Source organism: Pseudohongiella sp. (assembly GCF_040877505.1).
Classification (GTDB): domain Bacteria; phylum Pseudomonadota; class Gammaproteobacteria; order Pseudomonadales; family Pseudohongiellaceae; genus Pseudohongiella.
In genome coordinates this window covers 211,044-226,742 of sequence record NZ_JBBDNQ010000019.1, presented here as the reverse complement: position 1 = coordinate 226,742, position 15,699 = coordinate 211,044, and the positions used below count along the sequence as shown (strand labels likewise).

Annotated in this window: 13 protein-coding genes; 10 read left to right on the top strand and 3 right to left on the bottom strand. The window is 56.7% G+C overall.

Going from position 1 to position 15,699, the window contains the following annotated elements:
• Positions 1-20: 20 nt before the first annotated feature.
• Positions 21-680 (top strand): SCO family protein, encoded by a 660-nt coding sequence (locus WD071_RS07955; protein ID WP_368047816.1) that lies wholly within the window; start codon positions 21-23, stop codon positions 678-680.
• A gap of 201 nt (positions 681-881) precedes the next feature.
• On the opposite strand, the gene znuB is transcribed toward WD071_RS07955, so the two are convergent.
• On the bottom strand, positions 882-1,667 hold the full coding sequence (gene znuB, locus WD071_RS07950; protein ID WP_368047815.1) for a zinc ABC transporter permease subunit ZnuB: 786 nt from the start codon (positions 1,665-1,667) through the stop codon (positions 882-884).
• Complete coding sequence (gene znuC / locus WD071_RS07945; protein WP_368047814.1) at positions 1,660-2,472, bottom strand: zinc ABC transporter ATP-binding protein ZnuC; 813 nt, start codon at positions 2,470-2,472, stop codon at positions 1,660-1,662. The genes znuB and znuC overlap by 8 nt, the downstream gene beginning before the upstream one ends.
• A 260-nt stretch (positions 2,473-2,732) precedes the next feature.
• Between znuC and WD071_RS07940 the strand changes: the two genes are divergently transcribed.
• Both WD071_RS07940 and polA read left to right on the top strand, forming a co-directional pair.
• Entirely contained in the window at positions 2,733-3,665 is a 933-nt protein-coding gene (locus tag WD071_RS07940) for a zinc ABC transporter substrate-binding protein (RefSeq protein ID WP_368047879.1), read from the top strand.
• 74 nt (positions 3,666-3,739) lie between these two features.
• The gene (gene polA, locus WD071_RS07935) at positions 3,740-6,511 is read left to right on the top strand and encodes a DNA polymerase I (RefSeq protein ID WP_368047813.1); all 2,772 of its coding nucleotides are present in this window, start codon (positions 3,740-3,742) and stop codon (positions 6,509-6,511) included.
• Positions 6,512-6,514: 3 nt separating this feature from the next.
• On the opposite strand, the gene yihA is transcribed toward polA, so the two are convergent.
• Complete coding sequence (gene yihA, locus WD071_RS07930; protein ID WP_368047812.1) at positions 6,515-7,117, bottom strand: ribosome biogenesis GTP-binding protein YihA/YsxC; 603 nt, start codon at positions 7,115-7,117, stop codon at positions 6,515-6,517.
• 242 nt (positions 7,118-7,359) lie between these two features.
• Here yihA and WD071_RS07925 point away from each other — a divergent pair, with 242 nt between their 5' ends.
• The 7 genes from WD071_RS07925 to WD071_RS07895 all read left to right on the top strand — a co-directional run bounded on the left by WD071_RS07925 (position 7,360) and on the right by WD071_RS07895 (position 15,653).
• Positions 7,360-7,971, top strand: coding sequence for a cytochrome c (locus WD071_RS07925; RefSeq protein WP_368047811.1), 612 nt, complete (start codon positions 7,360-7,362; stop codon positions 7,969-7,971).
• Between the two features lie 126 nt (positions 7,972-8,097).
• Positions 8,098-8,739 (top strand): thiol:disulfide interchange protein DsbA/DsbL, encoded by a 642-nt coding sequence (locus WD071_RS07920; RefSeq protein WP_368047810.1) that lies wholly within the window; start codon positions 8,098-8,100, stop codon positions 8,737-8,739.
• Positions 8,740-8,813: 74 nt separating this feature from the next.
• Positions 8,814-10,892 carry a diguanylate cyclase gene (locus WD071_RS07915; RefSeq protein WP_368047809.1) on the top strand — a complete coding sequence of 693 codons (2,079 nt, stop codon included), beginning with the start codon at positions 8,814-8,816 and terminating at the stop codon, positions 10,890-10,892.
• Positions 10,893-10,984: 92 nt separating this feature from the next.
• A complete protein-coding gene (locus WD071_RS07910) occupies positions 10,985-12,355 on the top strand; it encodes a hypothetical protein (protein ID WP_368047808.1) in 1,371 nt (456 codons plus the stop codon).
• On the top strand, positions 12,355-12,948 hold the full coding sequence (locus WD071_RS07905) for a hypothetical protein (protein ID WP_368047807.1): 594 nt from the start codon (positions 12,355-12,357) through the stop codon (positions 12,946-12,948). The genes WD071_RS07910 and WD071_RS07905 overlap by 1 nt, the downstream gene beginning before the upstream one ends.
• A 3-nt stretch (positions 12,949-12,951) precedes the next feature.
• Positions 12,952-14,448, top strand: coding sequence for a GspE/PulE family protein (locus tag WD071_RS07900; RefSeq protein WP_368047806.1), 1,497 nt, complete (start codon positions 12,952-12,954; stop codon positions 14,446-14,448).
• Positions 14,445-15,653: a type II secretion system F family protein gene (locus tag WD071_RS07895; RefSeq protein ID WP_368047805.1), complete on the top strand. Its 1,209-nt coding sequence runs from the start codon at positions 14,445-14,447 to the stop codon at positions 15,651-15,653. Before WD071_RS07900 ends, WD071_RS07895 begins: the two co-directional genes overlap by 4 nt.
• Positions 15,654-15,699: the final 46 nt, after the last annotated feature.

The window sequence follows — 15,699 nt, the reverse complement described above, 5'->3', positions numbered from 1 at the left end:
CGTTTTACAGGCGTCAAATTATGAAGAGAAATATCAAGATCACACTGATTGTGTGCCTGCTGTGGGTTGCCCTGGTGCTGGTGGTCACTTTCTATCGTTACGCCGGCAACAATGCTGCCGAGGTGTCGCAGGAAGAGCTGCGTGAAATCGGAGCCATGGTGTACGAAGAGCCGGTGGCGTTCGAACCTTTCAGTCTGGTCGATCATCACGGTGAGCCTTTTACCGAGCAAACGCTGCAGGGTAAATGGAGCATGATATTTTTTGGTTTCACCAATTGTCCCGACATCTGTCCGCTGACCATGAACGAGCTGACCGGCTTTTACCGTGATCTGGCTGCAGGCCCCTATCAGGCCGATACCCAGGTGGTCATGATCAGTGTGGATCCGTTCCGCGACGATACCGCACAGATTGCTCAGTATATGTCGGCATATCACGAGGACTTTCTGGGCGTAAACGGCGAGTATTCCGAAGTGTCACGCCTGGCCCGGGACCTGTATATCTCTCACGGTGTCATGCCGGTACCCGCTGAAGACGGCGGCGAAAGTAACGAATTCATGGTCGACCACAGTGGCAACATTCTGCTGATAGACCCACAGGGCCAGTACCGCGGCTTCCTCGAACCCAATATTCGTCGCGCCAATATTCTGGAAGCCTATCAGATCATCCGCCAGACCATCTGATTTTCAACACAGTGAAGCTAAACCCGACGACTGCATGGATGCAGGAGGTAGAGCGACGCAGGAAGCCAAAGCCGAGGTAGTTGAAAAACGTTGGCGAGGCCGCCAAGTCGAGGCAAAAATGGCCGAAAAAGCGCAGTTTACACCTAGTAAATGAGCATTTTGAGGCCATTTTTAACGAAGGATTGGCAACGCAGGTAGTTTTTAGCGCGGTGCCGGTTTCAGGTACAGCAGAATAAACAGACAACAGGCAGTGGCAACAATCGACGGCCCCGCCGGCGTATCCCAGAAATACGACATTGTCATCCCTCCCAGTACGGACAGGCAGCCTGCGATGGCTGCCCCCACCGCCATCTGCTCCGGCGTATTGGCCACCCGGCGTGCCGCTGCCGCCGGAATGATCAGCAAGGATGTGATCAGCAACACACCAACGATTTTCATGGCCACGGCAATCAGCAGCGCGATCAGCAGAACCAGCAGGGCGTACAGCCGGTCAACGGCAATGCCTTCAATCTGCGCCAGCTCCCGATGTACCGTCAAAGCCAGAAACTGATCCCAGAAATACAGCAACAGCGCGGCTGTGACCACACAGCTGCTGACAATCCAGATCAGGTCGGTGGGGGTCACCGTCAGCAGATCCCCGAACAGAAACGCCATCAGATTTACCTGCACCATATCCGACAGCGAGAGCACCAGCAGACCAAAAGCCAGGGTGCTGTGGGCAATAATGCCCAGTAAGGTGTCGGTGGCCAGCAGCTGACGCCGCTCCAACAACAGCAGAACACCGGCGAATACCGCGCAGCTGGTAATGATGGCCAGCTGCAGGTTGATGCTGAACAATATGGCCAGTGCCACGCCCAGAAGCGAGGAATGTGCCAGCGTGTCACCAAAGTAGGACATGCGTCGCCACACCACAAAACAACCCAGCGGGCCGGCAACAACGGCAATGAACAGACCGGCAATTAACGCGTATACCATGAAATCAGCCATGGTTATGATCCTTGTTATCTGCGTTCCGGTCGGCAATGGTATGGGAGCAGGCATCGGTGTGCGCGTCCTGGCTGACATCACCGGTTAGATCATGGCTGTGGTTATGATGGTGGGTATAAACCGCCAGCGTTTCGGCTTCGCGGCGGCCAAATAAAGCCAGATATGCCGGGTCATTGCTCACGTGTTCGGGTTTGCCATGGCAGCAGACATGTTGATTCAGGCAGATAACCTCATCTGTGGTGGCCATCACCAGGTGCAGGTCGTGTGACACCATCAGGACGCCACAGCCGTGGCGGTCGCGGATACCGTTAATCAATTGATACAGTTCCACCTGTCCGGTGACATCAACGCCTTGTGCCGGTTCGTCCAGCACCAGCAGCTGCGGTGACTGGCTCAGTGCACGGGCCAGCAGGACACGCTGCAGCTCGCCGCCGGACAGGGCGGACACCTGCTGATCCATCAAATGCACGATGCGCACCTCGTCCAGCAGTGGTTCCACTGACTGCTTTCGCCCCGGCGCGGCCAGTTGCAGAAACCGGCGGACCGTCAATGGCAGGGTCGGCTCAATAAACAGTTTCTGCGGCATATAGCCAATGCGCAGTCCCGCCGACCGTTGCAGGGTGCCGGAATGCGGCTGCAGCAGACCAAGTACAATGCGCACCAATGTGGTTTTGCCGGCACCATTGGGACCGATCAGGGTCAACAGCTGGCCCTGCCGCAACTCCAGATCGATCTGTTGCAAAATCTGGCGATCGGCCGTTTTGAAACCGATATTATCTGTCTTGATCAACACCTTGCTATCCATAAGATCCCGCAGTGACACAATAAAGATGTGATTTGATGTAGCGAATACTAAACTGTTTCACGGAAATGGTATATCATAGCATTTCTATGAGGCCATTGACTTACAAGATCAGAGTTTCCATGACCAGAGCGTCCAATATCCACAAATATGTCACGACAAACCTGCAGCTCGCTGCGGCATATTGTACGGGCTTTAGTGCAATTAATTGTACGATTTATTGTACGATTAATTGCACTAGGTTTGCGTCACGTGTATGCGTGATGCTCTTGCTGGCGCTGGGCGGTTCACTGGCGCTGGGTAGCTCGACGGCACAGGCGCAGGCAACTGTGGTCACCAGCATCAAGCCCCTGCAGATGATAGCCAGCGCCATCACTGAGGGTGTGAGCGAGCCGGAGGTCCTGATTCCGTCCAATCAGTCTTACCATCATTTCACGCTGCGTCCGTCAACATTGCGCGCCATGCGCCAGGCAGACCTGCTGGTGTGGGTGGGCCCGGAACTGGAGACCTACCTCAGTGACGCAGTACAGCAGGCCGGCGCCCATGGACAGCAGTTGCAGGTGCTGGCGCTGCCGGAGCTGCAAGTGCATCACGCGGGCATGGACGGAGAAGGCAGTCGCGAAGTGCTGATTCCCGATGAGGGGCTGCATGCCGGTCACAAACACAAACACGCCGATACCATCGATCCTCACGTGTGGCTCAACACCCGGAATGCATTGTTGATTGCACAGGCGATAAGCACTGCGCTGAGCGAGCTTGATCCCGTTAACGCTGATCAGTACGGCCAAAATCTTGATCTGTTCCGACAGCGTCTGACCGGGCTTGAAGCCGACATTCAGGCGCAGGCTTTGATACCGGCTGATTCGCCGTATGCGGTTTATCACAATGCCTTTCAGTATTTTGAGCGCCAGTTCGGCTTGCAGCATCAACTGGTATTCGTGGAGAGCGAGGAACTGCAGCCCGGTGTCAGGCACATGATGACTGTGCGCCGCGCCGTGGCAAGCACACCGTTGAATTGTCTGATGGAAGATGTGACCACGCAGGCCGCCACAGTCGACACCCTGCTCGGCGACAAGACTCTGCGCCGCATCAGGGTGGATACCGTGGGTCAGAACCTGACCTCGGGGCCAATGGCTTATATACACATGATGGACAATCTTGCTGACGCGTTCAGGCAGTGTGGGGCTGCGCTTTGAATTTCTCGCGGCTTCCTGTCAGAGCCTGATACCATACGCAAATCGCAGCCTTCTCCACATCGGACGTTTTGCTTATGTCAGCCGCCAGACCCCTGATCCTGATTGATGGATCATCCTACCTGTTTCGAGCCTTTCATGCCCTGCCTCCTCTGGTCAGCAGCCGGGGTCAGCCTACCGGCGCCATTAAAGGCGTGATCAGCATGATACGCAGCCTGAAAAAAGAGTATCCGGACAGCCCGGTGGCGGTGGTCTTTGATGCCAAAGGTGGCACCTTTCGTAATGAAATCTACAAGGAATACAAAGCCCACAGGCCGCCGATGCCCGATGAGCTGCGCAGTCAGATAGAGCCCATTCATCAGATCATCAAAGCCATGGGTCTGCCCCTGTTGGTAGTGCCCGATGTCGAGGCCGATGACGTCATCGGTACCCTCGCCGCCCAGGCCAGCAAACAGCAACGGGAAACCCTGGTATCGACAGGTGACAAAGACCTTGCCCAGTTAGTGACCGATCACGTCACCCTGATTAACACCATGACCGGTGAACGCCTGGACCCTGAAGGCGTGGTCAATAAATTTGGCCTGCCGGCAGCCCGCATCGTGGATTTTCTGGCACTCACGGGCGACAAGGTTGACAACATCCCTGGTGTGCCCAGCGTGGGGCCGAAAACAGCCGTCAAGTGGCTGCAAGAATACGATTCGGTGGAAAACCTGATCGCCCATGCCGACGATATTGGCGGTAAAGTCGGCGAAAAGCTGCGTGACAACATCGAACAGTTGCGATTGTCCTATGAACTGGCAACGATCAAGCTGGATGTGACACTGGAAATGTCGCTGGATGAACTGATTCCCGGCCCGGAAGACCAGACCCAGTTGATGGCACTGTTCACCGAACTGGAGTTCAGGACCTGGGTCAAGGAACTCGATAAGGCCGGCGTTGAAATGTCGGCCAGCGACCTGGCTGCGGCACAGGAAGATCTGGGCAGTACGCCGCTTGCGGACGACGATAGCGGCCCGGATGATGCACAACTTGATACCGATGAGCAGAACTACGAACTTATCAATGATGAGGACGGGCTCAATCGCTGTATCAAAGCCATCAAGGCAGCCCGGCAGACGGCCGTCGCCATGCTGGTTACCGACGAGCACTATATGCTGGCGCAGATTATCGGACTGGCGTTCAGCTGGCAGCCCGGGCAGGCGGTTTATATCCCGCTGGCGCACGACAGCCTGGAGGCGCCTTCCACCCTGGACCGACGTGCGACGCTGAACATGCTCAAGCCGCTACTTGAAGATCCGCTGGTGCGCAAAGTGGCGCATGACAGCAAGCGGCTGAGCCATATTCTGCTGAATCACGACATTGATGTCGGGCGTTGGCACTTTGATACCCACCTTGCCTCCTATGTTATCAACTCGGTGGCAAGCAATCACAGCATTGAAGATGTAAGCGCTTACTACCTGCACAGGAGCCTTGATGGCAAAGAGGTGCTCACCGGCAGTGGTCGCAACAAACTCATGCTGAGTCAGTCTGATCCGGCTGCCGCACTGGCCTGGCTGGCGCCGCAGGTGGACAGTGTGCTGCGGCTCAGCCATCTGCTGAATGCGCAGCTCAGGAAAACCGGCGAACTTGAGGGTCTGTACAGATACTACGAGCTGGCGCTGGCACCGGTGCTGCAGCGCATGGAACGGCACGGTATCGCAGTGGACCCGGAGCTGTTGCATAAACAGTCCCAGGCCCTGGCGACCCGCCTCGCCGAAGTCGAGGCGGCGGTCTACGAACTGGCCGGCGAAACCTTCAACCTCGGTTCGCCCAAACAATTGCAGGTTATTCTGTACGACAAAATGAACCTGCCGGTGATCAAAAAAACTCCCAAAGGCCAGCCGTCAACAGCGGAGCCCATACTGCAGGAGCTGGCCCTGGAATATGAACTGCCCAGCATGATCATGGAACATCGCGGGCTGAGCAAACTCAAATCCACCTACACCGACAAGCTGCCGGCACAATTGAATCGCAGTACCCAGCGTATCCATTCGAGCTTTCAGCAAGCCGTCGCCGCCACCGGTCGGTTGTCTTCAACCGAGCCCAATCTGCAGAACATCCCCATCCGCAGTGCCGAGGGCCGCAAGATCAGGCAGGCTTTCGTGGCCGCAAAAGGTTATAAACTGGTCGCAGCCGATTACTCGCAGGTCGAGCTGCGCATCATGGCGCATCTGTCGCAGGACAAAGGATTGCTGCATGCTTTCGCCAATGCGCTGGACGTGCACAAAGCCACCGCGGCAGAAGTGTTTGGCGTGGCGCTGGAAGAGGTCACCGGCGAACAGCGCCGCCGAGCCAAAGCCATCAATTTCGGGCTGATTTATGGCATGTCGGCGTTTGGTCTGGCCAAACAACTGGGCATCGAGCGTCACGATGCCCAGCAGTATGTTGACCGTTACTTCGAAAAATACCCGGGCGTGCTTGAATACATGGAGCGCACCCGGGAGTTGGCGGAAACACAGGGTTATATCGAAACCCTGTTCGGGCGCCGACTGTATCTGCCGGACATCAAGGCTGGCAATGGCATGTTGCGCAAGGCCGCTCAGCGCACGGCCATCAACGCGCCGATGCAGGGTACGGCGGCAGATATCATCAAGCAGGCGATGGTGGATATCGACCACTGGCTAGGCACCGGGGTACTGGATGCGCGCCTGGTGTTGCAGGTACACGATGAACTCGTGTTTGAGGTGGCTGAGGCCGATGTCGCCCTGCTCAGCGACGGTGTGCGTTTCCGCATGGCCAGTGCCGCGGCACTGGATGTACCTTTAGTTGTCGACGTTGGGGTCGGTGACAATTGGGACGAAGCCCACTGACGGCTAGGCCGTTGCCGGGGGCTCGCTCAGCCAGCCATCCAGACGCTGGGCCAGAATATCGACACCCTGTCGCTTGAGTGACGAAAACGCCTGGGCGCTGGCATCGGGCATGCCTTCCAGCGCCTGCCTGGCCTTGGTCAACGCATCCTGCACACCACCGCGCTTGAGCTTGTCGGCCTTGGTCAGCAGGATATGCAGGGGCAGCTGCCGTTTGCGTGCCCAGTCGATCATCATCAGGTCAAAATCCTTGAACACATGCCGGATGTCAGTCACCAGTACCAGGCCACTGAGCGCATCGCGCTTGTTCAGGTATTGCTCCAGATGCACCTGCCAGTCGTTTTTTACCGACAACGGCACTTTGGCATAACCGTAGCCGGGCAGATCGACCAGATAACGACCTTCGTCAATCGCAAAATAGTTGATCAGCTGGGTGCGGCCCGGTGTTTTACTGGTACGTGCCAGTTGACCGTTGCGGGTCAGCGTATTAATGGCGCTGGATTTGCCCGCGTTGGAGCGGCCGGCAAAGGCAACCTCGCTGAGGCTGTCGGGGGGGCAATCGCGCAGTTTGGCGGCGCTGATCACAAATTTGGCGGCTTGATAGTTCATGGGCTGGCATTCTACCGGAGCGTGACGACCTTAAGCCAGCAATAGCGGGATTTTCAACAACAATACGGTAGCGGTAGTGGCTGACGACCGCGGCCATTTTAGGGCTGAGGGCGCCTACACATAACGGGCAGCTGTGGTATACTCCTCGGTCGCTGCGTTTCGTTCCCCCCGGCAGTCCGGGTAATGGCAGCAAACGAATACACACTACCGCTTTCACAACTGTTCAGGAACTTCGATTATCCATGAAAAGACTAGTTTTCTCCCTGGCGACAATTCTCATGGCTGTGACCAGCTTAACTGCGTATGCCCAAGGTGATGCCGCCGCGGGTGAAGGTAAAGTGGCGGTCTGTGCTGCTTGCCACGGCGCTGACGGCAACAGCGACCTGGGCAGCAACCCCAAACTGGCCGGCCAGGGTGAGCGGTATACGCTCAAGCAGCTGCGCGACATCAAATCGGGTGCTCGTGAAGTGCCGCTGATGACTGGCTTGCTCGACAACATGGATGATCAGGACCTGATGGACATTGCTGCGTTTTACGCAGAACAGGAAATTACCCTGGAAGGCGCTGATCCCGACCTGGTGCCCCTGGGTCAACAGATTTACCGCGCCGGTATTACGGATCTGGGTGTTGCTGCCTGTTCCGCCTGCCATGCGCCGACAGGTAATGGCATGGCGCAGGCCGGGTTCCCATCGCTCGGTGGCCAGCATGCCGAATACATTGAAACCCAGATGAAGGCGTTTCGTTCCGGTGCGCGTGACAACGACGGTGATTCCGCGCCCATGCGTATTGTTGCAGAACGCCTGACAGATGCTGAAATCGAAGCGCTGGCCAGTTACGTCTCCGGCCTGAACTAGTCCGGCGCCGGCGGCAGGGGACAAAACGGTGGCCCCTGCCAGACCTGTTAAGCAATTATTCAGCCGTCTTGCGGTCTACTTAAGCGTCGTCCTGACCTAACAAAAGAACCAAAGTGGAGTAGCAACATGATCAAGCAAGCAATCAAACTGGGCGCCGTGGCGCTGTTAAGCGCGCTGGCCTTCTCCGCCTGGGCTCAGCCCTCGCTGTATGTGGCAGGCACCCATTATGAAGAGCTGCCGGCACCGGTGCGCACCAATGATGCGGAAAAAATCGAAGTACTTGACGTGTTCTGGTATGGCTGTGGTCATTGTTTCCGCTTCCAGCCGCTGATCGAAGACTGGGCGCAAAATGCCCCGGCCGATGTTGACTACGTGCGCTACCCTGCCATCTGGAACGAACTGATGAAGATTCATGCGCAGGCCTACTACACCGCTGAAAGCCTGGACGTTGTAGGCGCCGTGCATGAGCCGATTTTTGAGGCGATTAACCTGCAGGGCAATCGTCTGCAAAACGAACGCCAGCTGGCTGCCCTGTTTACCGAACACGGCGTGGATGCAGAGGCTTTTTCCAGCGCATTCAATTCGTTCCCGGTGCGCACCAAGGTCAATCAGGCCGAAAGCCGAATGCAGGATTATCAGATCCGTAGCACGCCCAATGTCATCGTCAACGGCAAATATCTGGTAACAACAAATGAAGCGGTGCGAACCCAGCAGGACATGCTGGCAATTGTTGACTTCCTCGTTGCACAGGAGCGCGCCGCCCTCTAATCCGCCAACACTGCGCCGGTGGCAATGCGGCGGCTAACAACAAGACGTTGAGACAAGCGTCAGGAAACGAGCCTATGGTTCACCGGCTGCAAGATGGCGAAGAAGCGTTGCGCTGGAAGCGCAAGTTTCTTGATGCGTTGGAAGATCACGAACAACGCGAAAAAACTCTCAGCAATCGTATACGGTTGCTTCGCCGGGGCTTGCTTGGCGTCAGCCTGGCGGGTGACGGCAACGACCCCGTTCTTGATAAACAGCTTACCCAGTTGCGCAGCACCCTGCGCAACGACGACCGTGAAACCGGCCTCGAAATTCTGCTGGAACAAATCGAAAAGTCCATCATCCGTCTGGACAACGAGAAGAACGCCAGCACCTGGGCGCTGAAGCAGGCGTTTGAAAGCAGTCTCAAGGAGCTCGAGCAGGTTCCTCTGCCTGGCCCATCGCGTCGCCAATTGAAAAAATTCTCCCGCAGCCTGTCCGCACGCCTGGAAGATCCGCAGCAACACGCAGGCCTGATTCGTCATTTCATCGAGATGCTCAGCGAAGCGGTGCAGGCCCTGAAGGCACAGGAACAGCAACACCTGACCGCGAGCCAGCCAACGGCCAACAGCGGTGGCCTGTGGCAACGCCTGTTCGGCACTGGCCAGGAGCCCTCAGCCAGTAAAGAGCCTTCAGCGGATAGAGAGCCTTCAGCGGGAAAAGAGCCTTCAGCGGGTAAAGCGCCCCCGGTGGATGAGGAAAAGCCCTCAGCCCCCCACCACCACGACACTGCCATCACCGGCGAGCTCCTTGATCGGGATGATATCCCCTCACCGCAGGTTGCCAGCCGATCCGGATCAACAACGGAAACTAAAGTTCAGCTCGAACCGGAAACCGAGGCCGAAGAAGAGCAGTACCAGGCAGCCGAAAACGATGACCTCGGCGCGTCGCTGACTGCCAGCAAACTTAGTCAGGAAACACAGTTCGCACAAGAAGCGGCTCTCCGCCACCAGCAGGCCAGGCTTGACCCTGACGACGGTATCAGCATTGAAGGCGAACTGATCCGCGACCGCTCCGGACTCGCCGAACCCGCGTTTTCTTTCATTGCTGGCCATGTTGAACCTTTGCTGCTCAGAATACTTGAGTCAATCCACATCACTGGCGAATCGGTCAAGCTCGCGGAAACGATTCGGCGTCACATTCTCAAAGGACTTAACTGGTACGATTTTGTCGCGGTGCTGGAAGAAATACTGCAGATTCTGCGCAATGCCGCCGATGAACAGCGTGTCGAGTTTCAGGATTTCCTGACCGAAGTGAATGAGAGCCTGGCGCAGGTGCAGGCCTTTGTTGATAACTCACGTAAATACGCTGACCAAAGCGCTGCCACCGACGCCGCCATGGATGCCAAGGTGCGTGAACAAATCAGCAGCATCAGTGACGCTGTCGCGGATGGTGATGCCGACCTGGATTCGCTCAAAATCAGTGTGCAATCGCAAATAGGGGCAATCATCAGTTCACTAGACAGTTTCAAGTCTCAGCGCGAGCAACAAGAGGACGGTATGTCTGGGGAGATGCGCGAACTGATTGAGCGCATCAGTGCCCTTGAAACCGAGTCCAGAGAGCTTCGCCTGCACCTGGCCCAGCAAAAGGAAAAAGCACAAACTGACACCTTGACCGATCTGCCGAACCGGGACGCGTATAACCAGCGCTTGCGCCTGATTCTGACCGAGTGGCGCGATGGCGCCAGTCACGAACGCCGCGATGATGATCGTGCACTTTGCCTGGCGGTGGCTGATGTCGACAACTTCAAACAGATAAATGATACCTATGGCCACCTGGCAGGTGACAAGGTTCTGAAAATCATCAGCAAGGAACTGGTGTCGCGACTACGTGACTCGGACTTTGTAGCACGGTATGGTGGTGAAGAGTTTGTTATCATCATGCCGCATACACGTCCCGCCGATGCCGAACATACCTTGAATAAAGTGCGCGAGGCGATCGCGAATATTCCGTTCCATTTTAAAGAAAGGCAGCTGAAAATTACCGTGTCCTTCGGCGTTGCGGATGCGAACCACGGGGACAGCCCGGAATCGTTATTTGAACGCGCCGACAGTGTGCTTTATAAGGCCAAGGCGGATGGCAAGAACCGCGTGCACCGGCACCGGCAGGAGCACTGACACACTGATAGGGTAAACCGGACAAACTTTTTCACGGTGACATACGTCACAGGAAGCTCACGCAGCAAGAAACAACAACAGGGATTCACAGAATGGGTTTGAGCGATATCGGCGATCAGGTCCGCCAGCTGCTGTCGACCGCAGGGCGCTCATTGAACACGAGTGAACCAGGCGCCGCCCTTGTCAGCCGCATTACTGTGGTTCTGATGGTATTCGACAACAGACTCTACCAGCTCGGCAACGGGCGCTGGGCCAACCTGAGCGACGACCACAACGATAGCAGGCAGGAGCGCGCGGAAGCGGGCACGACTGCCGTTCGTATCGCGCGCGCAGCAGCAACCCTGCTGGCTGATGCCGATGATGGCTCGCGCAAAGATCCGCACAACGTTCTGTTATTGCTGCCGCCCGCTGATTTTCTGGTGACACCGGTAAAATTGCCTGGCGTTGCGCCTGCCGCTGTCAGGCCAGCACTGCAATTGCAGGCCGACAGTCTGCTGCCCGGCTTTGACGAGCCACTGAGCCCGGCGGTGAAAACCACCGCTGATCAGGGCGACGTCGGCAATACTGAACCCCACATGGCATTCTGGCTGCCGACGGCTGATATTGACACGTTGTTTGACGCTTTTGCTGCGGAGTCGCTGTTTCTCACTGCTGTTATGCCACGCCCTGCCCTGATCAGCGCGCAGCACGGTGAGATCGTCGTGGATGATCAGGACGGCGACAACCTGTCGGTGATTCAAGCCCGTGACGGGGTGGTGCGTCAGTGTCTGCAAACCAGGCTCATCGATCTGGATACCCCTGCGTTTGATGAGCAATGGCAGGCAGAAACGACAGCGCTGATGGCCTCCGCGCCAACCAGGGTTACCCTGCGCAGCGCCGAGGACTACCTTGATCAGATTCGCCAGCACGGCGGTGATGTTGTCCGGCAGGCCGGGTCATCCTATGCTATCTGCCCGGCCGCTGCCCTTGCTGCCCGGCATCAATTCGATAAAGGCAAACGCTTGTGGCTGGGGGCCGCAGTGCTCGCCGCATTGATGCTTGTCGGCACCCTGCCGTTTATTGTGCAGGCCATTCAACTACGCAGCCTGACCAACACCCTGGCTGAACAGGAAGCGCTGGCTGCTCCGGCGCGGGCCGACCAGCTCGCCGTACGGGATTTTGAGTCGCGCTGGGGTGTATTGACCGAATACCCGCAACAGGATGTGCCGGCCATGCTGCTGGCGCTGCAGGCTGTGATCAGCCCCAGTGTATTAACGTTCCTGGAACTGGAAGAAGGTTATATCAGTATTGAGGGTGAGAGTGAGGACCCGCAGGCATTGCTGCAACAGCTTGAGCAAAACGACATGTTCACCGAGGTAGACTTTGCGCGTGCTACCAGCAACAACCGTTACTATATTGATCTGCGACTCACCACGGTAAACTTTCCTGCCTACCATGAATGGTACTTCCCGGAGTCACAATAATGTTAATGGGAATACGTTCGCTGACATCACGGGAAAAAAATATTCTGCGCCTCGCCATTGTGCTGGCACTGGTGATCGGTCTGGCCAATGGCATTCCGATGCTTCGTAATACTTACAGTGAACGTGCGCAGGCAATCGAACAATTGCGCACTGACATCGCGCGCGAGCAAAGACTGCTGGAAAACGCAGAACTGTGGCAGCAACGCCGACGCGATATCGATCAACAATTGCAGACACTCGACGCGCGCCTGTTCACCGGAAACGCTCAGGGCGCAATGCCGACAGTGCCCGTGCTGGCAGCCAATATTCAGCGGCTGACAAGGCAATATGCACAAGAGACAGGTGTCACCATTACCTCAACCAGCCTGGCTGAGTCCCGCGAAACCCGGGGCTGGCTGCTGGTTGAACAAACCCTGTCATTCAATCTTGATAATCAGGGCAACACTCTGGACTTCCTGGCTCGCCTTGATGCATCTGAACCCTGGCTCGCGGTAAGCTACTTCACGATGCGCCGTAATCGGAACCAGTATAGCGGTGAAATAACCGTGGTCGGTTTCAGTCGTGACACTACGATTGCTGCGGCGGGAGACTGAGCCATGTCAAATGTCATCACGCTGCCCGTGTTTACACAACTACTGGAGCCAGCCGGCATCGCACCGGCGCAGGACTTTGTCGACAGCAATGAACTTGTATGTGACAGCCTGCCCGACAGCCAGCTCCGGGCACGTATTCGTTTTGTACTGAATAATTCACAAACAGGTGTGGCCGCCGGGCCGGTACGCTTCCGGGCGGCAAAACCCGATGAAGTCAGGCGCCTGATCAAGCACTGGCGTGCCGAGTTATCACCCACCATTGATACCGCCAGTACCGACGATCTGTTTGTCTCCGGCTTTGAAGATGACGAAGAGCTGAAAGATCTGGCGTCAGAAGCGCCGATCATCCGGCTGGTGAATCACCTGTTTGCCCGCGCACTTGACCTGAATGCCAGTGACATACATTTTGAACCGAATGAAGAACACCTGGATGTGCGCTGCCGTGTTGATGGCATCATGCATCGCATCGAACGTCTGCCGGTACGTATCACCACCGCAGTGGCCTCGCGCCTGAAACTGATGGCACGCATGGACATCGGTGAAAAGCGTCTGCCCCAGGATGGCCGCATTGATTTCCGCACCGGCGGCAAACAACTGGACATGCGGGTTTCCACGCTGCCCGGTGTCCACGGTGAGTCCATTGTGCTGCGTATTCTGGACCGCGGCGATACCGCCGTCAGTCTGCAGCAATTGGGTATGCCGGAGAATATTCTGGGTAGTTACCAAAGCCTGATCAACCAGCCCCACGGCATGATCCTGATCACCGGCCCGACCGGCAGCGGCAAAACCACAACGCTGTATGCCACGCTGGAAAAAATCAACAATCAGAAAAGCAAGATCATTACCGTTGAGGACCCGGTGGAGTACCAGCTTGAAGGTATCACCCAGATTCAGGCGAATGCGGCCATCGGCCTGACATTTGCTGCCGGTCTGCGTTCAATTGTGCGCCAGGACCCTGACGTCATCATGGTGGGCGAAATCCGCGACCATGAAACCGCAGAGATCGCGATTGAGTCCGCCCTCACCGGCCACCTGGTGTTTTCCACGCTGCATACCAATGACGCTGCCGGCGCCATTACCCGTTTGCAGGACATGGGCGTCGAAGGTTACCTGATCAGTTCAAGTCTGTTGTGTGTGCAGGCCCAGCGCCTGGTGCGCCGAATCTGCACCGACTGTGGTGAGCCTCACACCATCACGCCGGATGAAGAGCAGGTATTGCAGATCCGTGCGCAGGATTACCCGAATGTGCGTCGTGGTAAAGGCTGCGAACGCTGTGGTGAAACTGGTTATCGTGGCCGTATTGGTCTGTACGAGCTGCTGGTCATGTCCGATGCTATTCGCCATGAAATTGCCACCGGTTCGGATGCCAACATCATCCGCAATCAGGCTATCCGGGAAGGCATGAAAACGCTGCGTGAAGATGCGCTGGAAAAACTGGCAGCAGGCATGACCACTCCTGAGGAAGTCGTCAGGGTGACACGTGCCGGAGCCGCGTCATGAGCGTCAATCAGTTCAATTATCAGGCCTACGATGCGGCCGGCAAGGTGCAGAGCGGCCATATTGCCGCCGATTCGGAACGTGAGGCGGTCAAACTGCTGCAGGGCCGCCAACTGGTGCCGGTCAAGATCAGTCGCGCCAGCAAAAGTGAAAAACGGGTGCGTACCGGCAAAAAAATCCGGCAAAGCGATCTGCTTGATTTCACGACCGGGTTGCGCACCCTGGTGGATGCCCGGGTACCACTGGACAAAGCCTTGCGGCTGCTCGAAGGCATTACCGAGTCCAATGCCATGCGAGAACTGGTGGTCACCATGCGCCGGGACGTCAAGGAAGGTAAAAGTCTGGCTGAAGCCATGGAGAACCGGCCCGATGTGTTTTCCAGAATGTACATCAACATCGTGCGGGCCGGCGAAGAAGGCGGCATCCTGCACCAGTTGCTGCCAGACCTGGCCGATTTTCTGGAAACCAGCGCCAAAAACCGGCAGGCGATTATCTCTGCCATGGTTTACCCGATTGTATTGTTGGTCACTGGCGTGATATCAGTGTTCCTGTTGCTGGTTTTTGTCATTCCGCAGTTTGCTGTCATGTTTCAGGACGCCGGTACCGATGTGCCCGCGTCTGCCGCATTCCTGCTGGCGCTGAGCGATGGCGTCACGCAGTATGGCTACTTGTTGGTATTGTTGATCGTCGCGCTAGTGTTCTGGTGGCGCTGGCAGGATCGCGATGCGGCCAGCAAGTTGCGAAAAGATGCGTTCCTGTTGCGCACACCAATGCTCGGGCAGCTCCTGCTGTATCGCGATTGTGCCGTGTTTGCCCGCACCCTGGGCGCCCTGCTGGGCGCCGGTATTCCGCTGATCCGGGCGTTACGGGTAGCGCGCGAAGTGGTCAGCAATACCGAGCTGGTACGTCTGCTGGCCCGTGTTGAAGAAGATGTGCGAGGTGGCGCTGGTCTGGGAATTTCATTGGAAAAGGCCGGTGTGTTTCCCACGTTGTTGCATCAGCTGGTTGCCGTGGGCGAAGAATCAGGCAGGACCGGCAGCATTCTGCTGAAAACGGCGGAAACTTTTGATCAGAATGTGAAGAATCAAATGGCCAGTCTGGTATCTGCCTTGCAGCCAGCGTTGATTCTGTTGCTGGGTATTGCGGTGGGCGGCATTACCATCACCATGCTGTCGGCGGTGTTCAGCATGAACGCAGTGGAATTTTAATGTCAGGCAAGTATCCGTCGTCACTGACCTGACGACACAGACGGGG